Source organism: Streptomyces sp. NBC_01497 (genome assembly GCF_036250695.1).
Classification (GTDB): Bacteria; Actinomycetota; Actinomycetes; order Streptomycetales; family Streptomycetaceae; genus Streptomyces.
Window position 1 is genome coordinate 3,318,062 of the sequence record NZ_CP109427.1, and the last position, 18,064, is coordinate 3,336,125.

The 18,064-nt window shown below is 72.6% G+C and carries 15 protein-coding genes; 6 read left to right on the top strand and 9 right to left on the bottom strand.

Annotated elements, in window-relative coordinates:
• The 8 genes from OG310_RS14165 to OG310_RS14200 form a co-directional block, all read right to left on the bottom strand.
• A complete protein-coding gene (locus OG310_RS14165) occupies positions 1-2,079 on the bottom strand; it encodes an NADH-quinone oxidoreductase subunit 5 family protein (RefSeq protein WP_329456242.1) in 2,079 nt (692 codons plus the stop codon).
• A complete protein-coding gene (gene nuoK / locus OG310_RS14170; RefSeq protein ID WP_329456243.1) occupies positions 2,076-2,486 on the bottom strand; it encodes an NADH-quinone oxidoreductase subunit NuoK in 411 nt (136 codons plus the stop codon). The genes OG310_RS14165 and nuoK overlap by 4 nt, the downstream gene beginning before the upstream one ends.
• Complete coding sequence (locus OG310_RS14175; protein ID WP_329460171.1) at positions 2,486-3,085, bottom strand: NADH-quinone oxidoreductase subunit J family protein; 600 nt, start codon at positions 3,083-3,085, stop codon at positions 2,486-2,488. The genes nuoK and OG310_RS14175 overlap by 1 nt, the downstream gene beginning before the upstream one ends.
• A 188-nt stretch (positions 3,086-3,273) precedes the next feature.
• Entirely contained in the window at positions 3,274-4,062 is a 789-nt protein-coding gene (locus tag OG310_RS14180) for a NuoI/complex I 23 kDa subunit family protein (RefSeq protein ID WP_329456244.1), read from the bottom strand.
• Complete coding sequence (locus OG310_RS14185; protein WP_329456245.1) at positions 4,062-5,030, bottom strand: complex I subunit 1/NuoH family protein; 969 nt, start codon at positions 5,028-5,030, stop codon at positions 4,062-4,064. The genes OG310_RS14180 and OG310_RS14185 overlap by 1 nt, the downstream gene beginning before the upstream one ends.
• Entirely contained in the window at positions 5,027-6,454 is a 1,428-nt protein-coding gene (locus tag OG310_RS14190; RefSeq protein WP_329456247.1) for an NADH-quinone oxidoreductase subunit C, read from the bottom strand. The genes OG310_RS14185 and OG310_RS14190 overlap by 4 nt, the downstream gene beginning before the upstream one ends.
• Complete coding sequence (locus OG310_RS14195; RefSeq protein ID WP_443078636.1) at positions 6,451-7,083, bottom strand: NADH-quinone oxidoreductase subunit B; 633 nt, start codon at positions 7,081-7,083, stop codon at positions 6,451-6,453. The genes OG310_RS14190 and OG310_RS14195 overlap by 4 nt, the downstream gene beginning before the upstream one ends.
• Complete coding sequence (locus OG310_RS14200) at positions 7,074-7,466, bottom strand: NADH-quinone oxidoreductase subunit A (RefSeq protein WP_329456248.1); 393 nt, start codon at positions 7,464-7,466, stop codon at positions 7,074-7,076. The genes OG310_RS14195 and OG310_RS14200 overlap by 10 nt, the downstream gene beginning before the upstream one ends.
• 338 nt (positions 7,467-7,804) lie before the next feature.
• On the opposite strand from OG310_RS14200, the gene OG310_RS14205 reads away from it, so the two are divergent.
• The 5 genes from OG310_RS14205 to OG310_RS14225 all read left to right on the top strand — a co-directional run bounded on the left by OG310_RS14205 (position 7,805) and on the right by OG310_RS14225 (position 15,294).
• Positions 7,805-9,181, top strand: a complete 1,377-nt coding sequence (locus OG310_RS14205; RefSeq protein ID WP_329456249.1) for a sensor histidine kinase — start codon at positions 7,805-7,807, stop codon at positions 9,179-9,181.
• A 524-nt stretch (positions 9,182-9,705) separates the two neighbouring features.
• The gene (locus OG310_RS14210) at positions 9,706-11,031 is read left to right on the top strand and encodes a sensor histidine kinase (protein WP_329456250.1); all 1,326 of its coding nucleotides are present in this window, start codon (positions 9,706-9,708) and stop codon (positions 11,029-11,031) included.
• 289 nt (positions 11,032-11,320) lie between these two features.
• Positions 11,321-11,980 (top strand): response regulator transcription factor, encoded by a 660-nt coding sequence (locus OG310_RS14215; RefSeq protein ID WP_329460173.1) that lies wholly within the window; start codon positions 11,321-11,323, stop codon positions 11,978-11,980.
• Between the two features lie 271 nt (positions 11,981-12,251).
• Positions 12,252-14,225: a 2-oxoacid:acceptor oxidoreductase subunit alpha gene (locus tag OG310_RS14220; protein ID WP_329456251.1), complete on the top strand. Its 1,974-nt coding sequence runs from the start codon at positions 12,252-12,254 to the stop codon at positions 14,223-14,225.
• A complete protein-coding gene (locus tag OG310_RS14225) occupies positions 14,218-15,294 on the top strand; it encodes a 2-oxoacid:ferredoxin oxidoreductase subunit beta (protein WP_329456252.1) in 1,077 nt (358 codons plus the stop codon). Before OG310_RS14220 ends, OG310_RS14225 begins: the two co-directional genes overlap by 8 nt.
• A gap of 123 nt (positions 15,295-15,417) precedes the next feature.
• Here the strand turns inward: OG310_RS14225 and OG310_RS14230 are convergent, their stop codons facing one another.
• A complete protein-coding gene (locus OG310_RS14230; RefSeq protein ID WP_329460174.1) occupies positions 15,418-16,317 on the bottom strand; it encodes a TauD/TfdA dioxygenase family protein in 900 nt (299 codons plus the stop codon).
• 620 nt (positions 16,318-16,937) lie between these two features.
• On the opposite strand from OG310_RS14230, the gene rarD reads away from it, so the two are divergent.
• Positions 16,938-17,972, top strand: a complete 1,035-nt coding sequence (rarD, locus tag OG310_RS14235) for an EamA family transporter RarD (RefSeq protein WP_329456253.1) — start codon at positions 16,938-16,940, stop codon at positions 17,970-17,972.
• The last annotated feature ends 92 nt before the right edge of the window (positions 17,973-18,064 follow it).

An 18,064-nucleotide genomic window follows, 5' to 3' on the forward strand; every position in this document is an offset into this window, starting at 1 on the left:
TCACGCTCCCGCTGCGACGAGTACGGCGGCGATCGCCAGCACGACGGAGCCCGCGAGCAGCGCGCTCAGGTAGGTCTGGACGTTGCCGGTCTGGACCCGGCGCACGGCAGCGCCGAGCAGCCGGGGTCCGGCGCCCGCTGCCCGCACGTACGTGTCGACGACCTCCCGGTCCAGGAAGCGGACCAGCCGGGCGCCTGCCGCGACGGTGCGTACGAACAGCAGGTCGTAGAGCGCGTCGAGGTGGAAGCCCGCGGCGGCGTGCCGGTGCAGCGGCCCGAGCAGCAGACGACCGGGGTCGGCGGGGTCGGCCGCGTCCGCGATGTCGCCGTACACGAGGGGGTGGGCCTCGATGGCCTCGGCCTCGGAGAGTGCGGGCTCGGCGTCGGGGTGTGCGGCGACGGCCCCGAGAGGGCTCTCTTCGAGGAGCGGGGCGGTGCGCCGCCACGTCGCGCCTATGGCAACCACCCCGACGAGGGCGAGGCCCGTGGCGAGGACCGAGGTGTTCAGGGCGGGGGTCAGCCGCTGACCGTCGAACCAGTCGCCGAGGTACCAGGCGAGCGCGCCGAAGCCGACGCTCGGCACGGCCAGCACCCATAGGACGGCGTTCATGGCGAAGGGCTGCGGGCCGTGGTCGGGCGCGGGCGCGCCCCGGCCGCGGAAGGCGAGGAGCCAGAGGCGGGCGGCGTAGGCGCCGGTGAGGAGGGCTGCGGCGAGTCCTGCGAGCAGCACGGTCCAGCCGATCACGACGGAGGCTGTCGGCCCGACCGCCCCGGCGGCGGACGGGCCGACAGCCGCGGCCGAGCGCGCCGCGTCGGAGACGGAGGCGGGGGCCGAGCCGCCCAGTGCGGCGTTCTCGGCCGCGCCGAGCACCGACTCCTTGGAGAAGAAGCCGGAGAAGGGAGGGATCGCGGCGAGGGCGAGCAGGCCGATCGTCATCGTCCGGAAGGTGTCGGGGATGCGCCGCGCGAGACCGCCCATGCGGGACATGGCGGCGAGCGAGTTGGTACCCGCGGCGTGGATCACGACGCCCGCGCCGAGAAAGAGCAGCGCCTTGAAGGCGCCGTGCGACAGGAGGTGGAAGACGGCGGCGTCCCGGTCGCCGAGGGCCAGCGCACCGGACATGTAGCCGAGCTGACCGATCGTCGAGTACGCGAGGACGCGCTTGATGTCGTCCTGCGCGAGCGCGGCGAGCGCGGAACCGACCATCGTGACGGCGGCGACGACCGCCAGCACGACGAGCGCGGCGGTGGACGCCAAGAAGACGGGGAGGAGGCGGGCGACGAAGTAGACGCCGGCGGCGACCATCGTCGCCGCGTGGATGAGCGCCGAGACGGGGGTGGGGCCGGCCATCGCGTCGGGCAGCCAGGTGTGCAGGGGGAACTGGGCCGACTTGCCCGCGACCCCCGCGAGCAGCAGCAGCGCCACCAGCGTGGGGTGGTGCAGGCCGCCGTCCGCGACCGTGTCGAGGATCCGGGGGATGCGGAAGCTGCCCGCGTCGGCGGCCAGGGCGAACAGCCCGATGAGGAAGGGGATGTCACCGAGCTTGGTGACGAGGAACGCCTTGATCGAGGCGGCGCGCGCCTCGGGCGTCTCCCAGTAGTGGCCGACCAGGAAGTAGGAGCAGATGCCCATCACTTCCCAGCCGACCAGCAGCACCATCAGGTCACCCGAGTAGACGACGAGCAGCATGGCGGAGGTGAAGAGAGACACCAGCGCGGCGTACGAGGGGTAGCGCGGGTCGTGGCGCAGATAGCCCGTCGAGTAGAGCTGCACGCAGGTCGCGACGACGGTGACCAGCACCGCGACGAGCGCCGCGAAACCGTCGATGTGCACGGAGAGATCGATGGGGACGGAGCCGGTGGGCGTGAGCCGGGTCGCGGCGTCGAGCGGCGGCGTGCCGCCACCGGCCCCACCGCCCTGCCGGACGGCGACCAGCACGGCGAACACGGCCGCGAACAGCGTCGGCAGCAGGGCGAGGGGACGCACCAGCGCGGGCGCGGCGCGGCCGGTGAGAAGACCGAAGGCGGCGCCGAGGAACGGGAGAAGGGGGACGAGGACGGCGAGGGTGGTGGTGCTCACGCGGGGGCCTCGGCATTCGTCGCCGCGGGTCCGGCGGGGTGGTCGGGGTGTCCCGATCCGGCGTCGGGGTCGCCTGCGCCGTCGGGCGCCCGGTCCATCGCGGGCTCGGAGGTGTCGCGGAGCCGGTCGATGTCCGCGGTGCCGCGCACCCGGTAGACCGTCAGCACGATCGCCAGGCCGATGCCGATCTCGGCCGCGGCGATGGCGATGACGAAGAGGGTGAGCGCCTGCCCCGCGTGCAGGGTGTCGCGCAGCCACGCGTCGAAGGCGACGAGGTTGAGGTTGACGGCGTTGAGCATGAGCTCGACCGACATCAGGACCAGGATCGCGTTGCGCCGCGCGAGGACGCCGTACACGCCGGTGCAGAACAGCAGGGCCGCGAGGACCGCGGGATAGACAAGGTGCATCAGCGACCACCCTGCCCTGAACGCGGGGCCGGGGCACGGCGGGTGGCGGTGCGGGGCGGCCCGGGCCGGGCGCCGCCGGCGCCGCCCGCGCGGTCCGCACCGCTGGGGGCGCCGTGCTTGCGGGACAGGACGATCGCGCCGACGAGTGCCGCGAGCAGCAGGACGGAGAGTGCCTCGAAGGGCAGCACCCAGTGCCGGAACAGGAACTGCCCCGTCACCTTGGTCGAGCCCTGGGCGGGCCCGCTCAGATCGATCCAGGTCGCGCGGAAGGCGTCCACGACCACCCATACGAGGGTCGCCGCGGCGGCCACGGCGACCACGAGGGCGGCGACGCGGTTGCCCGAGTCGGCGTCGGGCGAACGGCCGATGGGGGCCCTGGTGAGCATGAGACCGAAAAGGAGGAGGACGACGACGGAACCGAGATAGATCAGGACCTGCACCCAGGCGATGAACTCGGCGGTGAGCAGCAGGTATTCGACGGCGAGGCCACCGAGTGCGACGACCAGCCAGAGCGCGGCGTGCACGAGCTGCCGGGTGGTGACGGTCACCAGGGCCGCGCCGAACGTCACGATGCCCACGAGGAGGAACACCACCTCCACACCGGACGGCGAGAGGAAGCCGTGGTGCGCCGCCTGCGCGAGCGCGTTGCCGCCCGGGGCGGAGGCGTACGTGTGGGCGCTGGACGCATGGGCGAGCGAATCGTGTGCGGCCGGGCCCCGCGGGACGGGTGAGGCGAGCGGGACGAGCGAGAGGGACGGGACATGCGCGAGGGAGGAGGCGATGAGGTTCACGCGCTGTCCCCCTCGGGCCCGTCCTGCGGGGAGTTCCGGCCGTCGCCCGGCCGTCGGCCGTCCTGCCGGGAGCCGCCGTCGCCCTCCGGCGGGGGGCCGACCTGCCCGGGGCCGCCGTCGCCGCCCGGGTGGACGGTGTCCTGCCTGTCCGGGTGGGCGCCGCCCTGCGTGTCCGGCCGGGCGGCGTCCTGTGTGCCCGGCCGGGTGCCGGGCTGCGTACCCGGTCGGGTGCCGTCCTGCGTGTCCGGGTGGGTGCCGCTCTCCTGCTGGGCGAGGCGTTCGGCGGCCTTGCGGGCGGCGGCGACCTCCTTGGGCTCCTCGCTCGACGGGTCCAGGGCCGGCGGCTCCGGCACGGTCCACATCCAGTCGCGGAGCTTGTCCCGCTCGTGGGTGAGTTCGCGGATGTCCGTCTCCGCGTACTCGAACTCGGGTGACCAGAACAGCGCGTCGAAAGGACACACCTCGATGCAGATGCCGCAGTACATGCAGAGGGCGAAGTCGATGGCGAAACGGTCCAGGACGTTCCTGCTGCGCTCGCGGCCACCCGGCGCGACGGGCGGCATCGTCTCCTTGTGGGAGTCGATGTAGATGCACCAGTCGGGACACTCGCGCGCGCACAGCATGCACACGGTGCAGTTCTCCTCGAACAGCCCGATGACGCCCCTGCTGCGGGGCGGCAGTTCGGGCAGCGCCTCGGGGTACTGCTCGGTGACCGTCTTGCGGGTCATCGTGCGGAGGGTGACGGCGAGGCCCTTCGCGAGCCCGCTGCCGGGGATCGGGGACATCAGCTGATCACGACCTTGACGACACCCGTGAGGGCGATCTGGGCGAGGGCGAGCGGGATGAGGACGGTCCACGCGAGTTTCTGCAACTGGTCCTCGCGCAGCCGCGGATAACTGACGCGCAACCAGATCACGACGAACGCGAGCACGGCGGTCTTCAGCAGGGTCCACACCCAGCCGAGCCCGTCGGCGCCGAACGGCCCGTGCCAGCCACCGAGGAACAGGACGGCGGTCAGCCCGGACAGCACGACGATGCCCGCGTACTCGGCGAGCAGGAACAGCGCGAACCGCAGCCCCGTGTACTCGGTGTACGCGCCGAAGATGATCTCCGAATCGGCGATCGGCATGTCGAAGGGCGGCCGCTGGAGTTCCGCCAGCCCCGCCACGAAGAACACGACACCGCCGACGAGTTGCCAGGGCACCCACCACCAGTGGAAAGCACCCAGCACCCCGGAGAGCGACACGGTTCCCGCCGCCATCGCCACGGACGCGGCGGCGAGCAGCATCGGCAGTTCGTACGCGAGCAGCTGTGCGGCGGTGCGCATCCCGCCGAGCAGCGAGAACTTGTTGGCGGAGGCCCAGCCGGCCATCAGCGAACCGAGCACGCCGATCCCCATGACCGCGAGGACGTAGAAGAGACCGGCGTCGATCGACTGCCCCACGGCACTCTCGCCCGGGCCGACGGGGATCACGACCAGCACCAGCAGGTACGGCAGGAGCGCGACGGCCGGTGCGAGCTGGAAGATCCGGCGGTCGGCGTCGGCCGGGACGATGTCTTCCTTCTGCGCGAATTTCACACCGTCGGCGACGAGTTGCGCCCAGCCGTGGAACCCACCGGCGTGCATGGGGCCGAGGCGCCCCTGCATATGGGCCATCACCTTGTGCTCGGCCTGACCCACCACGAGCGGAAGGACCAGGAAGGCGACGAAGACGGCGATGAGCCGGAGGGCGACGTCGAGCACGTCGTTCATCCGCCCTCACCACCGGCCGGGCCTGGACCCCGGTCCTCACGGCCCGAACCCTCACGGCCTTCCGAATCGTCGGTCGCCTCGTCCGGCGACCCGGTCGCCTCGTGCGGGCCGCCGGTCGCCTCGTGCGGGCCGCCGGTCGCCTCGTGCGGGCCGCCGTTGGCGTCGTGCGGGCCGCCGTTGGCGTCGTGCGGGTCGCCGGTTGCCTCGTCCTGCGTGCCGGCCAGGTCGTCCCCGCCGCCGGAACCGCTCTCGTCGCTCTGGTCGCCTGGGCCGCCCTGGCTGGCCTCGCTGCCCTCGCCGTCCTCGCTGCCGCTGGCATCTGACTCGTCGCGCTCCCGGTGCCAGGGAGCGTCGCGGCGCACGGATCGCTTCGCGACGCCGGGCACATCGGCCCGATCGGGGGCACCCGTCGCGCCTGGAGCGTCCGCACCACCGGGCTCGCCAGGAGCCGCCGTCGTGCTTCCCGTGCCAGGGGGCTTCCCCGTCTCGTCGGCGCCGGAGCCGGCGGGCGCGGGTCCCTCGCCACCCGCTGCCGGGCGGCTGGGCCCGGTCGGCGGCCCCGCCACCTCACGTTCCGTCGCCTCACGTTCCGTCGCCTCACGCTGCGAGGCCGAGCCCGCCGAGGCGCTGCGCGAACGGCGCGGGGTCCGGGGTGCGGTGGGCGCCCCGCCGTCGGCCGGCGCAGCCGCCGACGCGGGCCCCTGCGAGGCCGAGCCCTCGGACGCGCTGCGCGTCCGGCGCGGCCTGCGCGGAGCCTCCTCCGCAGCCGCAGCCGCAGAGCCAGTCGCGGAGGCAGAGGCAGAGGTGCCGCCGCGCGCGGCACCGCGCGCGGGACGGGCCGCCGCGCGCGGCGTCTCGCCCTTGTGCGGGCCCCACTCGTTCGGGTCGGGAACTCCCGGTGGGAGCATCTGCCGGCGGCGCGGGGACGCCGATTCGCCGGGGTCCTTCGCGCCGGGCCACGCCTTCACGACGCGAGAGGCCAGCACGAAGTCCTTGCGCAGCGGGTGGCCCTCGAAGTTCTCCGGGAGCAGCAGTGGCGTCAGGTTCGGGTGGCCGCCGAAGGCGACACCGAACATCTCGTGCGTCTCACGCTCGTGCCAGGCCGCGCCCGCGTAGATCCCGACGGCCGTCGGCAGCGTGACCGCGTCGTGCGGCAGCGTCGTCCGTACGAGCAGGGCCCGCACCGTGCGGTCGGCCACGGCGAAGACACGTGCCGAGACCCGGAAACCGCCGTCGGCCTCGTCGACGGCGCTCAGCCAGTCGAAGTAGTCGCAGCCGAGCGCGGAGCGGGCGGCGGTGAGGGCGTCGAGCCAGCGCTCCGCCGGCACGTCCACCGTGAGCAGCCCGTACGACATCTCCGCCGTCGCGCCCTCACCGAAGGTGTCGGCCACCGACCCGGGCAGGGCGTCGTACGCGTCGGTCATCGCGGGTCCTCCGCGCCCGGCGGTCGGACCAGGCCGCTGCGGAGCTGGGCGGCGGAGGGTCCGGCTCCGTAGCGCTCGCCCAGCGATTCGGCGGCGATCTTCTCCTGGAGTTTCAGGATGCCCTGGAGCAGTGCTTCGGGACGCGGCGGGCAGCCCGGCACGTACACGTCGACGGGGATGATCTGGTCGACGCCCTTCGTGACCGCGTACGAGTCCCAGTAGGGCCCGCCGCAGTTGGAGCAGGCGCCGAAGGAGATGACGTACTTCGGTTCGGGCATCTGCTCGTACAGCCGCTTCACCGCCGGCGCCATCTTGTCCGTGACGGTGCCGGACACGACCATCAGGTCGGCCTGGCGCGGGCCGGGGGCGAAGGGGATCACGCCGAGCCTGATGAAGTCGTGGCGGGCCATCGAGGCGGCGATGAACTCGATCGCGCAGCAGGCGAGCCCGAAGTTGAAGACCCAGAGGCTGTAGCGGCGGCCCCAGTTCAGGACGACTTTCATCGGTTCCGGGGCGAGGCGGGACAGGACGCCGAGGCGGCGGGGCTCCGGGAGCGGCTCGGGCTCGCGGGCGGCGGGCGGTGGCGCCATGGGCGGGGTGGGCGGCGTCGGGGGCGGGGTCACGTCCATTCGAGGACGCCCTTCTTCCATGCGTAGAGCAGTCCCACGGCCAGGAAGCCGAGGAAGATGAACATTTCGACGAGCGTCGTCACGCCGTACCCGGGTGCGGCGAAGACAGTCGCCCACGGGAAGAGGAAGACGGAATCGACGGCGAAGATCACGTAGAGGAACGCGTACACGTAGTACCGCACCTGGGTGTGCGCCCAGCCCTCGCCGACCGGGTCGACACCGCACTCGTAGGTGAGCAGCTTCTCCTGCGTCGGTACGACGGGCCGCAGCAGCCGTCCCGCGCCGAAGGCGACCGCGACGAACAGCACGCCGATCACGGCGAGCAGCCCCACCACCGTGTAGCCGCGGAAGTAGCCCGCCGCGAGAACGACCGGTTCCGGCACGTCCGCTCCTCGCTCCCTGACCCGCTGTGTCCATCGGTCCGGCGCCCGCCGGTGCTGCCTCGTCCGGCGCCCGCCGGTGCTGCCTCGTCCGGCACCTGCCCGGCGTCCGCGCGCCGACGACCGGTGCTCGGACGGACCTATCGGTGTACGTCATCGGCCCTCGGCGTACGCACCGCCTGACATACCGGCTGTACGGAGCGGAAGTCTAGGCCCTGTTAAAGGGCCGGTAAGCGCCCCTCCCCCAGTGCCACGGTCCCGCGGGGTGGGGCTAGCCCCACCCCGGACGCTTCGGGTTACCCCATGGCGCCTCGTCGCGGGGGACGGCAGGCTTGTGCGTTATGACCGCCAGTCCACGCCCGAGCGGCGCATCGCACGGCAGCCAGGCCCACCCCGCGGAGCGTGGCGGCCCGGGCCTTCCCGATGTCCCGCCGCCCGCGCGTTTCGCCTACGACCGGCACACGTGGAAGGAGATCGCCCACCTGCTGGTGAACTTCCCGGCCGCGCTCGTCGGCTTCGTCTACGTGGTGGTGACACTCGCGGTGGGCGCCGGCCTGTCCGTGACGGTCGTCGGCCTGCCGCTGCTGGTGGCGAGTCTCGCGGGGACACGGCTGTTCGGCCGACTGGAGCGTGCCCGGGCCCGGCGCCTGCTCGGCGTACGGGTGGACGAACCGAGCCCGATGTTCCACCGCAGGGGCGCGGGCTTCTTCGGCCGGATGGTGGCTTCCCTGAAGGACCCGGTGGGATGGCGGACCGCGCTGTACACGGTCATGCGGCTGCCGTGGGGCATCGTCACGTTCAGCGTGACGCTGACCGGTCTCTTCGTGCTGTGGCCCGTGCTGCCGTACATCGTGCGCGGCATGGCCAACGCGGACCGGGCGATGGTGCGCGCTCTGCTCTCGCCCGACGAGGAGCTGGAGGCGCGCGTCGCGGAGCTGGAGACGGACCGCGGGGTCGTCGTCGACACGGCCGCCGCCGACCTGCGCCGCATCGAGCGCGACCTGCACGACGGCGCGCAGGCCCGGCTCGTCGCGCTCGCCATGGGTCTCGGCCTCGCGAAGGAGAAACTGACGGAGGACCCGGAGGCCGCGGCGGTGATGGTGGACGAGGCGCACGGCGAGGTGAAGCTCGCCCTCCAGGAGCTGCGGGACCTCGCGCGCGGCATCCATCCCGCCGTGCTCACCGACCGGGGCCTGAGCGCCGCGCTGTCGTCGGTCGCCTCGCGCTGCACGGCACCGGTGAAGGTCACGGTCGAACTCGACGAGCGGCCGGCAGAGGCCATCGAGGGCATCGCGTACTTCACGGTCTCCGAGCTGCTGCAGAACGTCAGCAAGCACAGCGGGGCGCGCTCGGCGAGCGTGGACGTGTGGCGCACGCGGGACAGGCTGCTGATCCAGGTCCGCGACGACGGCGTCGGTGGCGCGCGCCTCGACGGCGGTACGGGCATGGCGGGCCTCGCCGACCGGCTGGGCGCCGTGGACGGCCTGTTCGTGCTCGACTCCCCGGCCGGCGGCCCGACGACGGTGACGGCGGAGCTGCCCTGGCGCCGGCGGGGCGGCGGCCCGGCCGGGACCGCGGGAACACCCGTCAGAGGCGGCGTCCGTGACGGGCGCGGGAGTCTCGGGATACGCGGGGCCCGCGGGAAGGACGCCGGACGCGGGACGGACACGCCGCGCCGGGCCGGCCCGCCCCACGGGGTGGGGAAAACCCGAGGGTGAGGACGGTGACCGCCCTCATGGTGGGGCGCTCCCGCACCCGCGACCATGGAACGTGCCGGGCAGACCACCCCAGCCGGGTCGGGGTCCGGATCGGACCCGGACCCGGACCCCGACCCGAGCGGCCCTGACCCGGCCTGCCGGAGCCGAACCGAACCGGCCAGGACCGAACCGTGGCAGCGCCCGCACCCCTGGGACCGCCCACACCGCAGGCCCGCAGGCACCGGGACGAACCGCACGCACCGCAGGCCCGCACGCACCGCACGCGAGAAACCCGCAGCACCAGTACCCGCACCACCAGAACCACAGCACCGCAAGCACCGCAAGCACCGCAAGCACCGCAAGCACCGCAAGCACCGCCCAGAGCAGTGCCAGCACTACACGACACACACGCGCACCACACGCACCGAATACCTCCAGCGCATGGACGGACACGGACCCGGCGGAGCTCCCCCGGGGACCCCGCCGCTGATCCGGCGGCTCTAGCAGATCGGACGGCCACGATGGCCAGTTACCCAGGTGTCGAGATGAGTACGGAGTACACCCCCGGCCGGGGCACCGCGCCCCGGCGCCACCTTCTTCCGCCTGTCCTGCGCGAGCCGTTCGAGGGCCGGACGTGGCGCGAGTTCGGCTATCTCCTGCTCGGCCTGCCGATCGGCATCGTGCTGTTCGCGTACTCCCTCACGATGCTGCTGTTCGGCATGGGCATGCTGATCACGTTCCTGGGGCTGCCCCTGCTGGCGATCACCCTGGCGAGCGCCCGGGGGTTCGCCGTGATGGAGCGCGCCCGCGCCCGGACCCTGCTCGGCCTGGACGTGGGCCGTTCGCAGCCGGTCAGGGCGAAGAAGGAGGGCCTGCTGCCCTGGACGGGCGCGATGCTCAGGAGCGGCGAGTCCTGGCGCAACCTGCTGTACGCGCTGGTGCAGTTCCCGTGGGCCTGCTTCTCGTTCGTGGTGAGCGTGACGTTCTGGGTGACGGGCTGGGGGCTGCTCGCGTTCCCGCTGTGGCAGTGGGCGTACCACGACGCTGGGGACGGCGGTGGAATCGTCCTGTTCCGGAATGCCTCGGGCACCACGATCGACCTCGGCGCCCCCCTCCAGACCGCGATCGTGTGTGCGCTGGGCCTGGTCCTGGTCCTCGCGACGCCGTACCTCCTGCGCGGCCTCACCTCCGTGGACCGGCTGATGGTGGGCGCGCTGCTCGGCCCGTCGCGGCTGGAGTCCCGTGTCTCGGAACTGGAGACGGACCGCGGGGTCGTCGTCGACACGGCCGCCGCGGACCTGCGCCGCATCGAGCGCGACCTGCACGACGGCGCGCAGGCCCGGCTCGTCGCCCTCGCCATGGATCTCGGCCTCGCGAAGGAGAAGATGACCGAGGATCCGCAGGCCGCCGCGCGCATGGTCGACGAGGCGCACGGCGAGGTGAAGACGGCCCTGCAGGAGCTGCGGAACCTCGCACGCGGCATCCATCCCGCCGTCCTGACCGATCGCGGCCTGGACGCGGCGCTGTCGGCCCTGGCCGCGCGGTGCACGGTTCCGGTACGGGTCGATGTCGACCTGCCCGGCCGGCCGGCCCCGGCGATCGAGGGCATCGCGTACTTCACCGTCTCCGAGCTGCTCCAGAACATCAGCAAGCACGCGCGGGCCGGGCGGGCGGCGGTGGACATGTGGCAGTCGGACGGCCGGCTGCTGCTCCAGGTCCGCGACGACGGTGTCGGCGGCGCGGACGCGGAGGCGGGCAGCGGCCTGGCGGGGCTGACCGAGCGGCTCGGCGCGGTGGACGGCGTCCTGCTGGTCGACTCCCCGCGGGGCGGCCCCACGACCGTGACGGCGGAACTGCCCTGGCGCGAGTGAGCCGCCGCACCCGCCCGGGGCCCCACCGCCCGGACCCACCGGGCCGCCCGGAGCCGCCGGGGCCGGAGCCGCCGGGCCGCCGGGCGGCCCGGAACCCCGGGGCGAACCCGGAACTCCCCGGAGCACGCGGTGTCCCGCAGGGCCCGGCAACCCGCGGGCAACCCGAAAGGCCGCGCCCGCGTCCGTTGACTGGGATGCTGTGGGGACCAGGGGACGCCGGGGCGAGAGGTCCGGGCGCGCGTGAGGCGTGGGGGGTTGCGAGTCAGTGGTCGCGGTTGTGGAGGACAGAGTGCGGGTGGTCATCGCCGAGGATTCGGTGCTGCTCAGGGAGGGTCTGACCCGGCTCCTGACCGACCGGGGCCACGACGTGGTCGCGGGCGTCGGGGACGCGGTGGCACTGACGAAGACCATCGGCGAGCTCGCCGACCAGGGGGCCCTGCCCGACGTGGTCGTCGCGGACGTCAGGATGCCCCCGACGCACACCGATGAGGGCGTACGGGCGGCCGTCTGGCTGCGCAAGGCGCACCCGGAGGTCGGCGTCCTCGTCCTGTCGCAGTACGTGGAGGAGGAGTACGCCACGGAGCTGCTGGCCGGGTCGACGCGCGGGGTGGGCTATCTCCTCAAGGACCGGGTGGCCGACGTCAGGGAGTTCGTGGACGCGGTGGTCCGGGTGGCGGGCGGCGGGACGGCGCTCGACCCGGAGGTGGTGGCCCAGTTGCTGGGCCGCAGCCGCAAGCAGGACGTGCTGGCGGGCCTGACGCCACGCGAGCGCGAGGTGCTGGGGCTGATGGCCGAGGGCAGGACGAACTCGGCGATCGCGAAGCAGCTCGTGGTGTCCGACGGGGCGGTGGAGAAGCACGTCAGCAACATCTTCCTGAAGCTCGGCCTGTCCCCGAGTGACGGGGATCACCGCCGGGTGCTCGCCGTCCTGACGTATCTCAGGTCGTGAGAGCGGGGAGCCTCATGGTGTGACGCTCCGGAGCGGGTCCGTGGGCTGCTGGGAGGCGGTGGTCCTAGTCCCAAAGGACGACTCGCCACCGTCGGCCGCGCGCGATCGCAAAACCGCCTAGAACAGGGCATTTTCCCGCGTCGGGGTGTCTCATGGCGGGGTCCACCATGCGAGCGAGCAGAGGTAGGCGACCCTTACCGACGTAGGGTTGCCCCGGGACAGCCGGCGGCCGGCGGTCCCGAGCCGCAGCCTCACAGGGAGGTCCAGTTCAGTGACCAGCCAGGTCAGTAGCCCAGCCGACGAGGCCAACGACGCGGGTGACACCGTCGTCGCTGAGCAGCATGCCCCGCTCTCGGGCCGGTCGGAAGAGTCGGGGCCGGGGGGTTCCGGCGCCAAGGAGGTCCGCCGTCTGGACCGGGTGATCATCCGCTTCGCGGGTGACTCGGGCGACGGCATGCAGTTGACGGGTGACCGGTTCACCTCGGAGACGGCCTCCTTCGGCAACGACCTGTCGACGCTGCCCAACTTCCCGGCCGAGATCCGCGCCCCAGCAGGCACCCTGCCGGGTGTGTCCTCGTTCCAGCTGCACTTCGCGGACCACGACATCCTCACGCCGGGCGACGCGCCGGACGTGCTGGTCGTGATGAACCCGGCGGCCCTGAAGGCCAACATCGCCGACGTGCCGCGGGGCGCGGAGATCATCGTCAACACGGACGAGTTCACCAAGCGCCCGATGGCGAAGGTCGGCTACGACGTCTCTCCGCTGGAGGACGGCTCGCTCGACGCGTACCAGGTGCACCCGGTGCCGCTGACGACGCTGACGATCGAGGCGCTCAAGGAGTTCGGCCTGTCCCGCAAGGAGGCCGAGCGCAGCAAGAACATGTTCGCCCTGGGCCTGCTGTCGTGGATGTACAACCGGCCGACGGAGAACACCGAGTCGTTCCTGCGCTCGAAGTTCGCGAAGAAGCCGCAGATCGCCGAGGCGAACGTGGCCGCCTTCCGCGCCGGCTGGAACTTCGGCGAGACGACCGAGGACTTCGCCGTCTCGTACGAGGTCGCCAAGGCCGAGGAGGCCTTCCCGACCGGTACGTACCGCAATATCTCGGGCAACCTCGCGCTGTCGTACGGTCTGATCGCCGCCGCGCACCAGGCGGACCTGCCGCTCTACCTCGGCTCGTACCCGATCACCCCGGCCTCCGACATCCTGCACGAGCTGTCGAAGCACAAGAACTTCGGCGTGCGCACCTTCCAGGCCGAGGACGAGATCGCCGGGATCGGCGCCTCGCTCGGCGCCGCCTTCGGCGGCTCCCTGGCCGTCACCACCACGTCCGGCCCCGGTGTCGCGCTCAAGAGCGAGACGATCGGCCTCGCGGTCTCCCTCGAACTGCCGATGCTGATCGTGGACATCCAGCGCGGCGGTCCTTCCACGGGCCTGCCGACGAAGACCGAGCAGGCCGACCTGCTGCAGGCGATGTACGGCCGCAACGGTGAGGCCCCGGTGCCGATCGTGGCGCCGTCCACCCCCGGGGACTGCTTCGACGCGGCCGTGGAGGCCGCCCGGATCGCGCTCACCTACCGCACGCCGGTCCTCCTGCTCTCGGACGGGTACCTCGCGAACGGCTCCGAGCCGTGGCGTGTCCCCGAGGCCCACGAGCTGCCTGACCTGCGGGTCCAGTTCGCCACCACGCCGAACCACACGAACGCGGACGGCACCGAGGTCTTCTGGCCGTACAAGCGCGACCCCGAGACGCTGGCGCGCCCGTGGGCCGTGCCCGGCACGCCCGGTCTCGAACACCGCATCGGCGGCATCGAGAAGCAGGACGGCACCGGCAACATCTCCTACGACCCCGCCAACCACGACTTCATGGTCCGCACCCGGGCGGCGAAGATCGACGGCATCGAGGTGCCCGACCTGACGGTCGACGACCCGGACGGCGCCCGCACCCTCGTGCTCGGCTGGGGCTCCACGTACGGCCCGATCACGGCGGCGGTCCGCCGGCTGCGCAAGGCGGGTCAGCCGATCGCGCAGACCCACCTGCGCCACCTGAACCCGTTCCCCGCGAACCTCGGCGAGATCCTGAAGCGGTACGACAAGGTCGTCGTGCCGGAGATGAACCTCGGCCAGCTCGTGACCCTGCTGCGTGCGAAGTACCTGGTCGACGCGCACTCGTACAACCAGGTCAACGGCATGCCCTTCAAGGCCGAACAGCTCGCCACGGCCATCCAGGAGGCCATCAATGTCTGAGGCAATGTCCGGGGGCGGCACCAACGAGCTGCTGACGCTGATCCCCAAGGCCGAAGCCAAGCAGTCCATGAAGGACTTCAAGTCCGACCAGGAAGTCCGCTGGTGCCCCGGCTGCGGTGACTACGCCGTCCTCGCCGCCGTCCAGGGCTTCATGCCGGACCTCGGGCTGGCGAAGGAGAACATCGTCTTCGTCTCGGGCATCGGCTGCTCCTCCCGCTTCCCGTACTACATGAACACCTACGGGATGCACTCGATCCACGGCCGCGCCCCGGCGATCGCCACGGGCCTCGCGACCTCGCGCCGGGACCTGTCGGTGTGGGTCGTGACCGGTGACGGCGACTCGCTGTCCATCGGCGGCAACCACCTCATCCACGCGCTGCGCCGCAACGTCAACCTGAAGATCCTGCTGTTCAACAACCGGATCTACGGCCTGACGAAGGGCCAGTACTCGCCCACCTCCGAGGTCGGCAAGATCACCAAGTCGACGCCGATGGGCTCGCTCGACGCGCCGTTCAACCCGGTGTCCCTGGCGATCGGCGCCGAGGCGTCGTTCGTGGCCCGCACGGTCGACTCGGACCGCAAGCACCTCACGAGCGTGCTGCGCGCCGCCGCCGACCACCCGGGTACGGCGCTGGTGGAGATCTACCAGAACTGCAACATCTTCAACGACGGCGCCTTCGAGGTCCTCAAGGACAAGGACCAGGCCCAGGAGGCCGTCATCCGGCTGGAGGACGGGCAGCCGATCCGCTTCGGCACGGACAACGCCAAGGGCGTCGTGCGCGACCAGCGCACCGGTGACCTGGAGGTCGTCGACGTCACGCCGGAGAACGAGTCGCGGATCCTCGTCCACGACGCGTCGAACGCGTCCCCGACGACGGCGTTCGCGCTGTCGCGCCTCGCCGACCCGGACACGCTGCACCACACGCCGATCGGCGTCTTCCGCAACGTGCGCAGGCCGGTCTACGACACCCTGCTGAACGATCAGCTGGACACGGCGGTCGAGCAGAAGGGCAAGGGCGACCTGGCCTCGCTGCTGGCGGGCAGCGACACCTGGACGGTGGCCGGCTGACCGGCACGGTCCGGGCCCAGGACACCTGAGGCATCCGGTCCGAAGGGGCGGGGTCCCGGTTCGCGTTCGCGAGCCGGGACCCCGCCCCTTCTGCGTCCCCGCCGTGGTGGCCGGGCCCACCGGTCACACGGGCCGGTCTCCCGCGATGGCCACGCGCTCCGCGACCCTCCGGTCGGTGCCGTAGTCGGCGACGGCGTAGTGCTGGGTGGCGCGGTTGTCCCAGAAGGCGATGTCCCCGGCCTCCCAGTGCCACCTGACCTGGTACTCGGGGACGTGGGCCTGCTGGAAGAGCAGCCGCAGCAGCCGGTCGCTCTCGTCCTGCGGGAGGCCGGTGATGTGCGTGGTGAAGGACGTGTTCACGAACAGCATCGGCCGCCCGGTCTCGGGGTGGCGGCGCACGACCGGATGCTCGACGGGCGGGAACATCTCCTGGAACCCGGCGAGCCGCTCCGCCTCGGTGAACCGGAGGAACCCGGGCAGGAAGTCGTGCACCGCGCGGGCCCCGTCGATCCGCGCGCGTACGTCCTCGGGCAGGTTGTCGTACGCGGCGGCCATGTCGGCCCACAGGGTGTCGCCGCCGCTGGGCGGCACCTCGCGCAGCTGGAGGACGGCGCCCAGCGCGGGCCGCTGCCGGAAGGTGACGTCGGTGTGCCAGACGTTCTCGAAGGTGCGCACGGCGGAGCGGTCGAACCGTACGACGTCGGCGGGGCCCGCCGAGGTGAGCAGCGGATTGGTCTCCAGCTCGCCCCAGTTGAGGGCGAAGGCGCGCTGCGCGTCCGAGGTGAGGTGCTGCCCCCGGAAGAAGAGGACCTTCCACTCGACGAGAGCGCGGTTCAGCTCGTCGCGCAGAGCGCCGCCGAGGGGCCGGGAGAGGTCGAGCCCGCGGATCTCGGCCCCGATGGTCGCGGCCTGCGGGACGACGTCGAACAGCCGGTACGGGGGGCTCACCACGCCTTCCGGCAGCCTGCGCAGCACGCGCGGGCCCTCGTTGAGCCCGTCCGCGGGGGTCCGGAAGGAGCGCAGGACCGGGGTGGACGGGGCGCCGGGGCCGGAAACTGCAGGAGTGGCGGGGGTCGCAGGAGTGGCAACAGTGGCGGGGGTGGCGGGGGCGTGGACGGCATGCGTGGTCAAGGCGGTTCCTCCGGGAACGGCGCGCGTCGGCACGGCAGGGTCACACGGGTCGCACGGACGCGCGGAAACGAGGGAGAAGTCAGCGAGGTAAAGCGGGCGGGAGAGGTGAAGGCAGGCGCGTGGCGTCAGGACGCGGGGACCCGCACTCCAGGCACGGGCCCGCGCCGGATCAGTGGCGCGGAGACATCGTCAGACGCGACAGAGAGCGCGACGACAACAGGAGGACAGGGCCGGGGGCGAACCCACCCGGCCACGGCGGCGCAGGAAGCTGCAACCGCGCGGTGCGCACTCGCCGTGGGGAGCGCGAGTGCCCGACTTCACTGCACAGTCGATCGAGCACATCCTCATGGCGGCAGCCTACCCCGCGCTCCTGTGCGCCATCCCGTGTCATGACCGTGTGACGGAACGGGCATGACAGAGGCCGGGTCCGGCCGCTACCGTCCCGTACGGGCGCGGGCGACCCAGCGCGAACACGAGCGTCCGGTGACGGACCGCACACGGAAGGGGGCCGGGTGAAGACGGACAAGGAGCAGCAGCGCTCGGGGTTGCTGTACGGCTTCGGCGCGTACGGGATCTGGGGGCTGGTGCCGCTGTACTGGCCGCTGCTGAAACCCGCGGGTGCCATGGAGGTCCTGGCCCACCGCATGGTGTGGTCGCTGGGGGTGGTGGCGATCGCCCTGGCCTTCACGCGACGCTGGGCGTGGATCGGCGAACTGGTGAGGCAGCCGCGTCGGGTGGGGCTGCTGGTGCTCTCCGCAACGACGATCACGATCAACTGGGGCGTCTACATCTGGGCCGTGGACTCGGGTCATGTGGTGGAGGCGTCGCTCGGCTACTTCATCAACCCCCTGGTGACGATCCTGCTGGGGGTCGTCCTGCTGAAGGAGCGGCTGCGGGCCGCCCAGTGGGGCGCGGTCGGCGTGGGCCTCGCGGCGGTCGTGGTCATCTCCCTCGGGTACGGACAGCTGCCGTGGATCTCGCTGGTGCTGGCCTTCTCGTTCGGCACCTACGGCCTGGTCAAGAAGAAGATCAACCTGGGCGGCCTGGAATCCCTCGCGGCGGAGACGACCGTGCTGTTCCTGCCCGCCCTCGGGTTCCTGCTGTGGCTGGGCGCGACGGGCGCCTCGACGTTCACCACGCACGGCGCCGGGCACGCGGCCTGGCTCGCCTCGGCGGGCCTGGTGACGGCGGTGCCGCTGGTGCTGTTCGGCGCGTCCGCCATCCGCGTACCGCTCTCGACGCTCGGCCTGCTCCAGTACCTGACGCCGGTGCTCCAGCTGGCGCTGGGCGTCGCGTACTTCCACGAAGCGATGCCCCCGGAGCGGTGGGCCGGCTTCGCGCTGGTGTGGGTGGCGCTGGTCGTGCTGACGTGGGACGCGCTGCGCACCGCCCACCGCTCCCGGGCCCGCGCCGGCCGGCTGCGCGCGGCAGCGGCGCTGCGGAGGGGCCCCGCGCCGGCCGCGCCCAGCGCCGTCGCGCCCTCCCCCCCGGCGCCCGCACCCGCCGCGTCGTCCGGCGGCGAGGCGGACACCCTGCCGGGGGCATGAGGCCGGGGACGGTGCTTCCCGGCCCGGACGGTGCTTCCCGGCCCGGCGGGGTGCCCTGCGGGCCGAGCGGGGCGCCCTACCGGCCGGGCCGG